Source organism: Melioribacteraceae bacterium (genome assembly GCA_030584085.1).
In the GTDB taxonomy this organism is placed as follows: Bacteria; Bacteroidota; Ignavibacteria; order Ignavibacteriales; family Melioribacteraceae; genus SURF-28.
Map to the genome: position 1 here is coordinate 1034001 of CP129490.1, position 12759 is coordinate 1046759.

Consider the following 12759-nt stretch of genomic DNA (forward strand, 5'->3'; position numbering starts at 1 on the left):
CTAAAATAGGTGTTACCATGAAAGTAGTAAGATATTTTATTTTAATTCTTAGTCTGATGTTAGTCTTTACCGCTTGTGAATCCGGAGACGGAGAACAGAAAACCGCTGATGAAGAACCGAGTAAAGATAAAGAGATTCGTCAGGCTAACTTGAATATTCAGGAACAACAGGCTAAGAAACGTTTTGCATGTGATACTATTTCGGTTGAAGAACATATTATAGCTGATTTTCCGCAAGGAACATATTTGGTAGAGTTTGATCGTACCTATACATATAATGTTCCTAAACCTGCGGTTATGTATCACAGAGGAGATAAGAACTATATTTTTGCTGTTATTGCAAAATCAAAAGAAGGTGAGAGATTAATTGAGCCAAAGAATGTGGTTGGTTATAAATCAAGTTATATAAATCTTGACAGCACCAAATTAGGGACGGCATTTTTCTATCTCACTTTGTTTGTCTGTGAAGAAAATAATTTTACTCAACTTTGGGAAGCCGAAGTTCCAATTCATGGTGGATTCAGTAGGATGACTATGAGAAACTGGAAGACTAAAAAAATGCCTTTTATTGAATTATATTTCTCAGATGGTATAATCTCCGGACATAGAAGTTACAATTACTTTTTCGTCGATGGCATTGAAAAAAAACCTCACTTAATGGAAACCTATTTAGGAATAGTACATAAGCGAACTTTAGCAAATGTAAATAATGATAAATTCCCGGACTATTTTGAATATAGGTTCTATGAAGATTCTCTCGGTATTAGAATCCGAGATTCAATTCCGTTTTATTGGAGTGAGCAAAGAGAACTTTATATTACAGATGTAAACCGCAGATGGTGGCGTAAATATTAAAAAAGGAAAACATGAACAACGAAGTTGATATAGTACACGAAATAAAAAGAACATTTATGAAACTTTTTCCCAACGCACAACCGGGAAATAACGGTAATATAAAATCATTTTCATCAATTGATAAAGAACTGCATTCGCTCGTGAAGGGTGTCGGGATTAGAAGTCTTGCCGGTATCAACATATTAAAACTTACCGGAAATGATGTGTTGGATTTTCTTCACCGAATTTCAACAAATGATTTAAAAAACTTGGGAGTCTTCCGGCATAAAAATACTCTGTTTACTAATGAGAAGGGTAGACTGATAGATAGAACAACATTATTGAAAATGGGAGATTATTTTTTGCTTATTGGGAGTGCTGATCCGGATGAACACTTAAAAAGTTGGATTGAAAAATATATAATAATGGAAGATATCGTTGTAGAAGATGTTTCAAACAATTTTACCATTTTTGAAATTTATGGGAATCAGGTTGAATCTTACATCCCAATGCTCTGCGGAAACAAGATATCTGAACTAAATTTTGAAAACATAATTGCCGGTGAGATTGAATCAATTAAATCATATGTTCTAAAGTTAGAAGATGTTAATGAGTTAAAAAAATATTGGATTCTAACTCCTTCGGATGATTCAATTTCATGCATTAATTATTTAGAGGAAAACAAAAGTGCATTCGATCTAAATTTTATTGGTGACAAGGCTTTTAACCATTTTAGAATCATAAACGGAATTCCACTTTTTCCTTACGAAATAAATACAAAATACAATCCATATGAAGTCAACTTAATTCATGAGGTTAATTTTAAAAAGGGTTGTTACATCGGACAAGAAGTAATTGCCCGATTAGATACTTATGATAAAGTTCAGCGTTTAATGAAAGGTATAAAATTTGAGTTGACCGGAAATTTTTCTCTGCCGATCAAATTAAAAACTGAAAACAATGAAGAAGTCGGTGAAATAACTTCTATCTCACAAACTGAACTTAATAATCAAATTATTGGTTTAGCCATAATCAGAAAGAAAGCACTCGAATCAGATAATAAAATCTTTGCTGAGATTAACGAAACCGAAAAGGTGGATATACAAATTTTAGATTTCCCGATTGAACAATGAAAATATATACGAAAACAGGTGATCAAGGAATGACTTCGCTTTTCGGCGGAGAGAGAGTTTGGAAAGATAATTTAAGAATAGATGCATACGGAAGTGTTGACGAAACAAATACTTTTATTGGCTTAGCATTAACTGAAATAAATGATGTAAAATTAATCGCGACATTAAAAAAAATTCAGTCAAAATTATTTGTTGTCGGATCTGATTTAGCTTCCCCGATTGAAACTACAAAAGACAATCCTCATATTCCAAGAGTTCAATCCTTTTTTATTGATGAAATCGAAAAAGAGATTGATTTTTACAGTGATCAACTTCCCGAATTGAAACATTTCATTTTACCGGGCGGTACAAAGGGTGCGGCATTTTTGCACACGGCAAGAACTGTTTGTCGAAGAGCTGAAAGAAAGGTAATTGCACTTTCAAAATTTGCTGAAATTGGAAACACAATTTCCGTATATTTGAATCGGCTTTCGGATCTTTTATTTGTTCTCGCACGTTTTGCAAATTTTGTTGACGATATACCTGATACTGAATGGATAAATCCTAAAAAGTAATTTTTTTTTTTATATAATCTCACTTCTCCTCTCTCAATTAATTTTGGGGGTGACATTGGCTTCGACGGGGTTATTAGTTCTTTGAACTGCGCACCGTGTTCTCCGTAGACACGTTAAACGACGGTCAACGATTTAAATGGCGAATCTAATTACGCTTTAGCTGCGTAACTAACAGTTTGCAGCCGTTCTTTAAGTCCCCGCATGTCGGGATTTATATGAACGCCGCTTGACATGCTATCCAAACCGAATACTCGAATAGGTGAGGCGAAACTTTTTTCGAGTTAGCTTTAACAATGCCCGTTTGTTGGCTCTGTTAAAGTGAAATTTAATAAGCAGACTATGTGTGTAGACGTTCCTAGAAATGTAGCTTCGGACGCGGGTTCGACTCCCGCCACCTCCACTCAGGCTTCGTTTCGAGCTAGGCGAGAAACAAGACTGAATGCGGCGTAGTCGTTGTCTGGCGAAGCCGATTTTTGCATCTTTCTCAAATTCGTTCTCAACCACTCATGACATTTCAAGCAGAATGAATATCTCAAACAAAAGTATTTTGTTTATAAATCATAATCAGTTTTTGATAATCCCATACCTTTTTATTGCAGACATCTGATTTATCCACTATTTTTGAAGCATTATGAAACATGTTACACCCTCCACAGATAAAACATTTATACGGATCTTTATTTCGGCATTAGTATTATGTTTAGTCCCGACAATTCTCATTTTATTTGAAGCTGCTGACACAACTACATACGTAGTTGCACTTTTTGTAGTCCTGCTCATCGGTACAATTATTTGGATGACTTTTAGAATAAATTTTATCGTTAACGATCATAACTTTTTGACAAAATTTGGTCCCTTTTCCGTTAATATCGATCTCAGAACGGTCGTTAAAATAACCGATAGATATTCACTTTTTGTAACTCCATCGGTTCTTAAAATTGCTCGATCAAACAACACGATATCTCTCCGCTATAGAAAGAAAAATAGTCTCGCACTCCATTGGCTCACAATCGGTATAGAAGAAGAGAATGAATTTATTCGAGAAGTTTTAGTTCATTCACCTAATGCAGAATTAGAATTACGACGAATAAAACTAGATTAGTCAAAATCGAATTTCTTTGCAAACCTATTTCTTATCAACTAAATTTCGTCTCACTATGAAAACTTTTAGATATATAAAACTCAATGGTGCGGGGAATGATTTCGTTTTAATTGACGAAAAAATCAACCAAAATTTACTAATTACCCCGTCCGATGTAACAAGAATCTGCGATCGCAATAATGGAATTGGAGCGGACGGCTTAATTATTATCAAAGATGCCAAGGAAGCAAATTTTGAAATGTTATATTACAACGCAGATGGTTCTACCGGATCACTCTGCGGAAACGGTGCAAGATGTGCAGTAAAGTATGCTCAAATTTCAAATAGGATCGAGGGAAATACTGTTCAATTTTCTAGTAATAAAATCGAATACTCAGGTGAAATAATTAATGACAAAGTAATAAAATTTTACCTTCAACCGGTATCTGAAATTAAAATCAATTTCAAATTAAAAGCTTTTGGACAATTAATTAACTCGTATTATGTCGATACCGGTTCACCTCACGTAATTATAAATATTAACGATATTTTAATAAATTCAAAGAATCCCAAAGCAGTTTTTGAGGATATTCAACTAGTGCCGGTCGATAAAATTGGTCGAGAGATTCGAAATTTACCGGAATTCCGACCAAATGGTACAAATGTTAACTTTATTGATATAAACGAAACTCATATTAAAATTAGATCTTTTGAAAGAGGCGTTGAGGCTGAAACCTTAGCCTGCGGAACCGGTTCGGTTGCAGCCGCAATAATTGCAAAATTGGTTTATAAAAAAAATGCACCGATTAAATTAATTACTAAATCTAATGCAGAATTAATTGTAAATTTCGAGATGGGAAATAATGAAATTGTAAATGTATCTCTAACCGGTTCGGTTGAGATCGAAAAAGAGGGTCAATATTCAATCTAATCATAAAGAGGAGCTAATGGCAAAAGTTATATTTTCGATTAAGTACAGCATCTTACCGGAAAAAAGAAATGACTATCTTGATGTTATCAGGGAGTTAAAAAATTTAGTAAAGGCAGAGGGATTAGAAAGTTATTCTGTTTTCGAAACTAAAGGCAAAGCAAACGATTTTGAAGAAATATATATCTTTAAAGATCATCAAGCTTATGAAGATTTCGATGATCAATCCGATGAAAGAGTAGATATTCTTATGACTAAACTTTCTGATATGATTAAGCAGCAATCTACGCATTATTCAACCTTATTTGAAGTCGAAGAGTAATTACAATCCAACCAAATGATATTTTTATGAATGAGTACGTTGGCGCAATACATATGCATTCAATCTACTCGGATGGATCGGGTACTGTTGAAGAAATTGTCGGTTATGCAAATGAGGTTGGTCTTGATTACATAATGATTACCGATCATAATACACTTCGTGCTTTAAATGAAGGATATGAAGGCTGGCACAATAATACCTTATTACTTGTTGGTTGTGAGATCAATGACAAAGAAAATAAAAATCATTATTTAGCCTTTGGTATTGATGAAGCCTTTTCAACAAGATTGTCCGCAAAGGAATACGTTAAGAAAGTTAAATCAGCTGGTGGAATTGGTTTTATTGCACATCCGCATGAAAAGCGTTCATCTATGAAGGAACATCCGGCTTTTCCTTGGACTGAATGGGATACGAATGATTTTACCGGAATCGAGATTTGGAATCACATGTCAGAATGGATGGAAGGTCTTACAGAAGAAAATAAGTATCAGCATTTTGTGCACCCACTTCGCTCGGTCGCTGGTCCGCCCGCCGAAACTCTACAAAAATGGGATGAATTAAATCAGGCAAGAAAAGTTGTTGGTATTGGCGGTGTTGATGCCCACGCACATAAAATTAATGTACTAGGTTTTTTTGAAGTAGAAGTATTTCCATATAAAGTTTTATTTAAATCAGTACGAACTCATGTTTTAATGAATGAAAAAATAGATCCGAAAGATTTTCATAAGTCTAAATCTCTTATTTATGAATCTCTGCGTAACGGCAGATGTTTCGTTTCAAATTATTATCACGGTGATGCAACGGGATTTAGATTTTTTGCCGAATCGGATAATAAAATTTTTCAAATGGGAGATTACATTTCGCTAAAAGGCAAAGTTAAATTAAGGGTGTTCCTTCCAAATATTTCCGGAAAAATTAACTTGATTTGCAACGGGAAATTGGTCGATGAAGTTGAAAACAGCGATTGCGAATTCATTATTCGACAAAAAGGTGCATATAGAGTAGAGGTTTTTTTAGAAGGAAAAGCTTGGATATTCTCAAATCATATTAGAATTGGTGATTAAGTTTTATTAAATTACCTAGCTTAAAAAAAACAGAATTGGAGCAAATGTGTTAGCAAAAAAGAAAAAAATCGGTAAAAAGAATATTAAAGAAGATAAGTTAGTTACTTTTTATTCAAAAACACTGCAGTATTATGAAGTTTATAAGAATCAAGTACTTATTGGTGCAGCAGCCCTTATAGTAATAATTGCAGCAATAGTTTATTTCGCTAATCAATCGCAAAAGACTGAAATTGAAGCCGCCTCTGCATTAGCTAAAGCTGAAAGAACATATCAATCAGGAAATTATCAAAATGTAGTTGATGGAGTTAAACCCGAAGGTTCATTATCACTTGTTGAAGTGGTTGATAAATATAGTGGCACTGAAGCGGGTGAAATGGCTCGTATTTACCTCGCAAATTCATATTTCTATATCGGTGATTTTGAGAAAGCACTTGAAACTTATGATGACTATTCAGGGAGCAATAAATTATATAAAGCTACAGCTTTAGCCGGCATGGCAGGATGCTACGAAGCTATGGGTCAATTCGATAAAGCAGCGAAATATTTTAGAGATGCCGCCAATACTTATTCAAATAATGCGTTAAACAGTAATTATTTGTTGAATGCCGCAGTTAATTATATTAGCAGTGAAAAATATTCTGATGCTAAATCTATTCTCGAAACTCTTAAAGAAAAATATACATCATCCGAAGAGGCTAGAGAAGCTGATAGATATTTAGCCGAAGTTAAATTACACAGTAAATCTTGATTTTAAGATTAACGGTAACTATTTTATCAAAATATAATGGATTAATTGGATTATGGCGGATACATCAGATTTCAGAAATGGGTTGATTATTAAGTTCAAAAATGATCTTTATACCATTACGGAATTTCAACACGTAAAACCCGGTAAGGGCGGGGCATTTGTTCGTACGACACTTAAAAATTTAAGAACAGGCAAAGTTCTTGATAATACTTTTAGATCAGGTGAAAGTGTTGATATTGTTAGAGTCGAAAGACGTAAATATCAATTTTTATACAGAGATTCAGCTGGATTTGTATTGATGGATAACGATACTTATGAGCAATTAACGGTTCAAGAAGAATTATTTGGAGACGGAAGAAAATTTTTGAAAGAAAGTGATGAAGTGGAACTTCTTCTTGATGACAATGATAAAATTATTAATGCCGAAATTCCTATCTTCGTTAACCTCGAAGTTATAGAAACTGAACCCGGGTTTAGAGGAGACACTGCTACCAACGTAATGAAACCAGCTAAATTAGAAACGGGTGCTGAAATTAACGTACCTATATTTGTTAATGCTGGTGACATGCTTAAAGTTGATACCCGAACCGGTGAATACGTAGAAAGAGTGAAAACAAAATAGTTGGGACTTATGGACCTAGATCTAATAAAAAAACTCATCCGTGTTGTAGAAAAGAGTGAGATAACGGAATTCACTTTCCAAGAAGGTGAAATGAAAGTGAAAATATCTAAGAACTCTTATGGTGTACAGCCGACATATACTTTGCCTCAGCAAACAATTCAACAACCGGTACCGGTAGAAAAAGAATCTAAATCTTCCGATGCTAAAAAGACGGAATCCACTGAATCGAGCAATTTACATGAGATCAAATCTCCAATAGTTGGTACTTTTTATCGAGCACCGGCTCCGGATGCTGATCCGTATGCACAGGTGGGGGATATGATTACTGCCGGTTCTGTTCTTTGCATTGTGGAAGCCATGAAACTCATGAATGAAATTGAAGCTGATGTTAGTGGTAAAATTGTAAAAATTTTGGTCGAGAATGCTACGCCGGTAGAATATAATCAACCCCTTTTCTTAATTGAGAAAAGCTAAATCGCAATAAGAAAGAGCTACAATGTTCAAAAAAATCTTAATTGCTAATCGCGGTGAAATAGCTCTTCGAGTAATTAGAACATGCAAAGAACTCGGAATCAAAACCGTTGCAGTTTATTCGGAAGCAGATCGAGATTCTCTTCATACAGTATTTGCCGATGAAGCTGTATGCATTGGCCCACCGCCAAGCAATCAAAGTTATTTAAAGATACCCAACATCATGTCAGCCGCTCAAGTAACCGGCGCCGATGCTATTCATCCCGGTTACGGATTCCTTGCCGAAAATGCTAACTTTTCTGAAATCTGTATCGAAACCGGAATTAAATTTATCGGGCCTTCTCCTGATATGATTACAAGAATGGGAGATAAAGCATTAGCTAAAGAAACAATGCGTAAGGTGGGTGTTCCTGTTGTTCCCGGAAGTGATGGTGCGGTAAAGTCGATTGCAGAAGCTAAAAAAATTGCCAGGGAAATTGGTTATCCTGTTATGCTTAAAGCTTCAGCCGGCGGCGGTGGTAAAGGTATGCGAATTGTTCTCGAAGAAGAGAATCTTGAAAAAATGTTCCAGACTGCCAGCAATGAAGCTGAAGCTGCTTTTGGAAATCCCGAACTTTATGTCGAAAAATTTATCGAAAATCCTCGTCATGTTGAAATTCAAGTTATGGGAGATCAATTCGGAAATGTATATCATTATGGGGAACGCGATTGTTCTGTTCAGAGGAGACATCAAAAATTAATTGAAGAATCACCTTCACCGATCATTACACCGGAAGTAAGACAAAAAATGGGTGATGCAGCTGTTCTAGGTTGTAAATCGGTTAATTATGAAGGAGCGGGAACAGTTGAATTCTTAGTCGATAGACACCTTAATTTTTACTTCATCGAGATGAACACAAGAATTCAAGTCGAACACCCTGTTACTGAAATGGTTCGAAATATTGATTTAATTAAACAACAAATCTTAGTTGCAGGTGGTGAACAAATAGCCGATAAACCGCGGGATCCAACCGGTCATAGTATTGAATTTAGAATTAATGCGGAAGATCCATATAATGGATTCAGACCTTCACCCGGCAGAATCGAATACTTACATTTTCCAGGCGGATTTGGAATTCGTGTTGACTCGCACGTTTATAATGAATATGTGATACCGCCTTACTATGATTCATTACTCGGTAAATTAATTGTATGGGGAACCGATAGACCGCATGCAATTTCAAGAGCGTTAAGAGCATTCGAAGAATTAACAATTGAAGGAATAAAAACTACAGCTCCATTCCATGTTCAAGTTCTAAAGAATGAACAATTTTTAAATAATGATTATGATACATCCTTTATAGATAAACACCTAAAACAATTGATGAGGTTAAATGATGGTACCGAATGAATTAAAGTACACAAAAGATCATGAATGGATAAAAGTTGACGGCAATGTTGGAATTATTGGAGTAACCGATTACGCACAAGGAGAACTTGGTGATGTTGTATTTGTTGATATCTCTGAAGATCTTTCTGAAATTGCTTCCGGTGAGGCTTTTGGAACAATTGAAGCAGTAAAAACAGTAAGTGATCTTTATGCACCATGTGATGGAAAAGTGATTGAGATAAACTCTGCACTTGCTGATGATCCTCAAAAAGTTAATTCTGATCCATTTGGTGAAGGTTGGCTTATCAAAATTGAACTTACTAATCCGGCTCAGTTAGATGATCTACTCGATGCCGAAGCTTATAAATCTCAAATTGGCGAATAGTCATATAAAGAATTAAAATAAAAGTCACTCAGCCGAGTGACTTTTTTGTATAAGGATACACATGATTCACACCGAAACAATCATCATACTTGATTTTGGATCACAATACACACAGTTAATAGCTCGCAGAATAAGAGAGCAAAATGTTTATTGCGAAATTCACCCACACACAATTCATATTGATAGAATTAGGGAACTTAACCCAATTGGAATAATCTTTTCCGGTGGACCAATGAGCGTGTATGATAAAGACGCTCCACAAATATCTTCCGATTATTTTGAATTAAATATTCCCATTCTAGGTATCTGCTATGGACTTCAGTTATTAGCTAAAAATTTCGGTGGTAAAGTTGAGCCTGCCGATAAACGTGAATATGGTAAAGCAGAAATAATTATTACAAAAGACTCAAAACTATTTAGGGATGTGAAAAATAAATCGGTTGTTTGGATGAGCCACGGGGATTTCATTACAAATCTTCCTAGTGATTTCCATGTAACTGCTAAAACTGAAAATTCTCCAATCTGTGCAATTGGTAATGAGAGTAAAAAAATATATGGAGTGCAATTTCATCCTGAAGTTGTTCATACCGAAGACGGAAAACAGATCATACATAATTTTTTATTTGATATATGTAGAAGCAAAGGTGATTGGACATCTCAGCATTTTATTTCATCCACTACCGAAGAGATTAAGTCGTTTGTCGGAAATAAAAAAGTGATATGTGCTCTTAGCGGCGGTGTTGACTCCTCAGTTGCTTCCGTTCTATTGCATGAAGCAATCGGAGATAATTTAATTTGTGTCCATGTTGATAATGGATTGATGCGAAAAAATGAGAGTGCCGCAATCATTAAAATGTTTAACGAAAAATATAAGATGCATATAGTTTCAGTAGATGCCGAAGCTTTATTCTTACAAAGATTACACGGTGTTTCCGATCCCGAGAAAAAAAGAAAAATAATTGGTAACACGTTTATCGAAGTATTTGAAAGTGAAGCTAAAAAATTTGATGACGTTCAGTTCTTAGTGCAAGGTACATTGTACCCCGATGTTATAGAATCAGTACCTGTGAAGGGAGTTTCTGTTACTATCAAAACACATCATAACGTTGGTGGTCTTCCCGAAAAAATGAATTTAAAATTAATCGAACCTTTTAGAGAACTTTTTAAAGACGAAGTTAGAGCCATTGGAAAAGAGCTTGGTTTACCAAATGAATTTATTGAACGTCATCCATTCCCCGGACCGGGCTTAGCTGTGCGTGTTCTTGGTGATGTAACACGCGAAAGACTTGATATTTTAAGAGAAGCCGATCAAATATTTATTGACAGCATAAAAGAAACAGGAATCTACAACGAAATATGGCAAGCGTTTGTGGTTTTACTCCCAGTTCAATCTGTAGGTGTAATGGGAGATTCCAGAACCTACGAAAATGTTGCCGCATTGCGTGCTGTAACTTCAATTGATGGAATGACTGCAGATTGGTACAGATTTAATCCCGATGTACTTGAAATAATTTCAAACAGGATTATTAGAAATGTTAAAGGTATCAATAGAGTAGTTTACGATATAAGTTCAAAACCACCAGCGACAATAGAATGGGAATAGCATGAACGAATTTGAAATAAAATTCAATCAAGCAGATCAACTCATTCAAGAAAATAAGTATTTACATGCAATTCAAGTTTTACAATCTCTCCTAGTAGTTCCGGAATACAGCCGAAAGGTTGTCATCAAACTTGTAGAAATTTATGATTTACAAGGGCAGATAGATTCTGCATCAAAAATTCTTAATAACTATTTGTTACAAAATGACGATGATGAAAATATTCGAGCCTACTTTGCACATTTCTTGATTCGTAATGAAAAATTTAACGAAGCACACGATATACTTTCGGGACTTTCAAACAAGCATCATCCTGAGAAGAGTTTTTTAATGGGATTAGTAAACTTCTACCTAAATGATTTCGAAGTAGCTTTAATTAATTTCACAGAGTTCATCAACAATAATAAAAATTCAGAAATACTGCCTGATGCTTATCTCTATAAAGCAAAATGTAATATTGAAAAAAGTGAGCTTGATGAAGCTATTCAAAATCTTAACAGCTCAATTAAGTTCGATAATGGTAATTCCGAAACCTATACTACTTTTGCAAAGGTTTATTATATAAAAGAGATGTATTATCACGCATTAGAAAAAATTAAAATCAGTATTGAATTAAATCCACTTGATCTAGATGCAATAGAATGGAGCGGTAGAATATTTTTTAAACTTGGCGATTTTAAAAATGCTAAAAAACAGTTTGAACTAGTCATAGAAATAGATAAATCAAACTCTGAAATTTTCGCTATTTTAGGATTGACATGCTTAAATCTGGAAGATTTTGATAGTGCAAAATATTATTTTGACGAAGCATTAAAGCTGGATTCAAGTAATGAATTAGCTCAAAAGGGAATACCTGCTTGCAATAAAAATTATTTTGATGGTATTTAGTATGAAAGTTAAAGATCTACCATTAGATGATCGTCCTAGAGAAAAATTGATTTTACGAGGTGCGCAAAATTTAAGTGATGCAGAACTTTTAGCTATACTTTTACGAACCGGTTCAAAAAATGAATCTGTTATTGTAGTAGCTCAAAAATTGCTTAAAGAATTTGGAAATGTTTCTGTATTGGCATCAAAATCTGTTGAAGAGTTAACACAAATAAAGGGTATTGGCAAAGACAAAGCAGCTGCATTAGTTGCAGCTTTTGAACTTGTAAGAAGAATTGAATTCGAGAGTAAATGGTATTCGAACAAAAAAATAACATCACCCAAAGAAATAGCAGAACTTTACATACCTTTGCTTAGAGATGAACTACAAGAAAAATTTTATGTAGTATGCTTATCGTCTTCAAATAGAATCATTAAGCACGAATTACTTTTTGTAGGAACTCTTAATGCAAGCTTAGTTGCACCTCGAGAAATATTTAAAACAGCATTAGCTAATAACTCCGCAAATATCATATTAATGCATAATCACCCCAGTGGAAACCCGGAACCGAGCCAAGAGGATATAAGTATAACACGCAAAATTTCTGAGGCCGGTAAAGTATTAGAAATTCAAATATTTGATCATATAATTATAGCTGGAAATTCTTACATAAGCTTTGTCGAAAAACGAATTTTATGATGTTTATTTACGATTTTCAAACACTCTAATAATTTTTTTATTATATTTCTCGATACGCAAAATCATAACAAATAATTTATC

At 34.4% G+C, this 12759-nt stretch carries 15 protein-coding genes and 1 other RNA gene; all 16 read left to right on the forward strand.

Going from position 1 to position 12759, the window contains the following annotated elements:
• Positions 1–17: 17 nt before the first annotated feature.
• Entirely contained in the window at positions 18–854 is an 837-nt protein-coding gene (locus QY331_04740) for a hypothetical protein (GenBank protein WKZ70560.1), read from the forward strand.
• Between the two features lie 11 nt (positions 855–865).
• Positions 866–1966, forward strand: coding sequence for a hypothetical protein (locus QY331_04745; protein WKZ70561.1), 1101 nt, complete (start codon positions 866–868; stop codon positions 1964–1966).
• Positions 1963–2520: a cob(I)yrinic acid a,c-diamide adenosyltransferase gene (locus tag QY331_04750; GenBank protein ID WKZ70562.1), complete on the forward strand. Its 558-nt coding sequence runs from the start codon at positions 1963–1965 to the stop codon at positions 2518–2520. The genes QY331_04745 and QY331_04750 overlap by 4 nt, the downstream gene beginning before the upstream one ends.
• A 45-nt stretch (positions 2521–2565) precedes the next feature.
• Positions 2566–2923: a transfer-messenger RNA gene (gene ssrA, locus QY331_04755) on the forward strand.
• A gap of 228 nt (positions 2924–3151) precedes the next feature.
• The gene (locus QY331_04760; GenBank protein ID WKZ70563.1) at positions 3152–3622 is read left to right on the forward strand and encodes a hypothetical protein; all 471 of its coding nucleotides are present in this window, start codon (positions 3152–3154) and stop codon (positions 3620–3622) included.
• Positions 3623–3677: 55 nt separating this feature from the next.
• Entirely contained in the window at positions 3678–4532 is an 855-nt protein-coding gene (gene dapF, locus QY331_04765; protein ID WKZ70564.1) for a diaminopimelate epimerase, read from the forward strand.
• Between the two features lie 16 nt (positions 4533–4548).
• Complete coding sequence (locus QY331_04770) at positions 4549–4851, forward strand: hypothetical protein (GenBank protein WKZ70565.1); 303 nt, start codon at positions 4549–4551, stop codon at positions 4849–4851.
• 26 nt (positions 4852–4877) lie between these two features.
• Complete coding sequence (locus tag QY331_04775; GenBank protein ID WKZ70566.1) at positions 4878–5915, forward strand: CehA/McbA family metallohydrolase; 1038 nt, start codon at positions 4878–4880, stop codon at positions 5913–5915.
• Positions 5916–5961: 46 nt separating this feature from the next.
• Entirely contained in the window at positions 5962–6663 is a 702-nt protein-coding gene (locus tag QY331_04780) for a tetratricopeptide repeat protein (GenBank protein ID WKZ70567.1), read from the forward strand.
• Positions 6664–6715: 52 nt separating this feature from the next.
• Complete coding sequence (efp, locus tag QY331_04785) at positions 6716–7285, forward strand: elongation factor P (protein ID WKZ70568.1); 570 nt, start codon at positions 6716–6718, stop codon at positions 7283–7285.
• A 9-nt stretch (positions 7286–7294) separates the two neighbouring features.
• Complete coding sequence (gene accB / locus QY331_04790) at positions 7295–7759, forward strand: acetyl-CoA carboxylase biotin carboxyl carrier protein (protein WKZ70569.1); 465 nt, start codon at positions 7295–7297, stop codon at positions 7757–7759.
• A gap of 22 nt (positions 7760–7781) precedes the next feature.
• Positions 7782–9146, forward strand: a complete 1365-nt coding sequence (gene accC, locus QY331_04795; GenBank protein WKZ70570.1) for an acetyl-CoA carboxylase biotin carboxylase subunit — start codon at positions 7782–7784, stop codon at positions 9144–9146.
• Positions 9130–9510, forward strand: a complete 381-nt coding sequence (gene gcvH, locus QY331_04800) for a glycine cleavage system protein GcvH (GenBank protein ID WKZ70571.1) — start codon at positions 9130–9132, stop codon at positions 9508–9510. The genes accC and gcvH overlap by 17 nt, the downstream gene beginning before the upstream one ends.
• A gap of 61 nt (positions 9511–9571) precedes the next feature.
• Positions 9572–11113: a glutamine-hydrolyzing GMP synthase gene (gene guaA / locus QY331_04805; GenBank protein WKZ70572.1), complete on the forward strand. Its 1542-nt coding sequence runs from the start codon at positions 9572–9574 to the stop codon at positions 11111–11113.
• Between the two features lies 1 nt (position 11114).
• Entirely contained in the window at positions 11115–11999 is an 885-nt protein-coding gene (locus tag QY331_04810) for a tetratricopeptide repeat protein (GenBank protein WKZ70573.1), read from the forward strand.
• A 1-nt stretch (position 12000) separates the two neighbouring features.
• On the forward strand, positions 12001–12678 hold the full coding sequence (gene radC, locus QY331_04815) for a DNA repair protein RadC (protein ID WKZ70574.1): 678 nt from the start codon (positions 12001–12003) through the stop codon (positions 12676–12678).
• The last annotated feature ends 81 nt before the right edge of the window (positions 12679–12759 follow it).

Coding starts and splice junctions, on each gene's coding strand:
- efp (WKZ70568.1), top strand. CDS start 6,716: ATGGCGGATACATCAGATTTCAGAAATGGGTTGATTATTAAGTTCAAA.
- accB (WKZ70569.1), top strand. CDS start 7,295: ATGGACCTAGATCTAATAAAAAAACTCATCCGTGTTGTAGAAAAGAGT.
- radC (WKZ70574.1), top strand. CDS start 12,001: ATGAAAGTTAAAGATCTACCATTAGATGATCGTCCTAGAGAAAAATTG.
- guaA (WKZ70572.1), top strand. CDS start 9,572: ATGATTCACACCGAAACAATCATCATACTTGATTTTGGATCACAATAC.
- QY331_04745 (WKZ70561.1), top strand. CDS start 866: ATGAACAACGAAGTTGATATAGTACACGAAATAAAAAGAACATTTATG.
- QY331_04750 (WKZ70562.1), top strand. CDS start 1,963: ATGAAAATATATACGAAAACAGGTGATCAAGGAATGACTTCGCTTTTC.
- gcvH (WKZ70571.1), top strand. CDS start 9,130: ATGATGGTACCGAATGAATTAAAGTACACAAAAGATCATGAATGGATA.
- QY331_04810 (WKZ70573.1), top strand. CDS start 11,115: ATGAACGAATTTGAAATAAAATTCAATCAAGCAGATCAACTCATTCAA.
- QY331_04770 (WKZ70565.1), top strand. CDS start 4,549: ATGGCAAAAGTTATATTTTCGATTAAGTACAGCATCTTACCGGAAAAA.
- dapF (WKZ70564.1), top strand. CDS start 3,678: ATGAAAACTTTTAGATATATAAAACTCAATGGTGCGGGGAATGATTTC.
- accC (WKZ70570.1), top strand. CDS start 7,782: ATGTTCAAAAAAATCTTAATTGCTAATCGCGGTGAAATAGCTCTTCGA.
- QY331_04760 (WKZ70563.1), top strand. CDS start 3,152: ATGAAACATGTTACACCCTCCACAGATAAAACATTTATACGGATCTTT.
- QY331_04740 (WKZ70560.1), top strand. CDS start 18: ATGAAAGTAGTAAGATATTTTATTTTAATTCTTAGTCTGATGTTAGTC.
- QY331_04775 (WKZ70566.1), top strand. CDS start 4,878: ATGAATGAGTACGTTGGCGCAATACATATGCATTCAATCTACTCGGAT.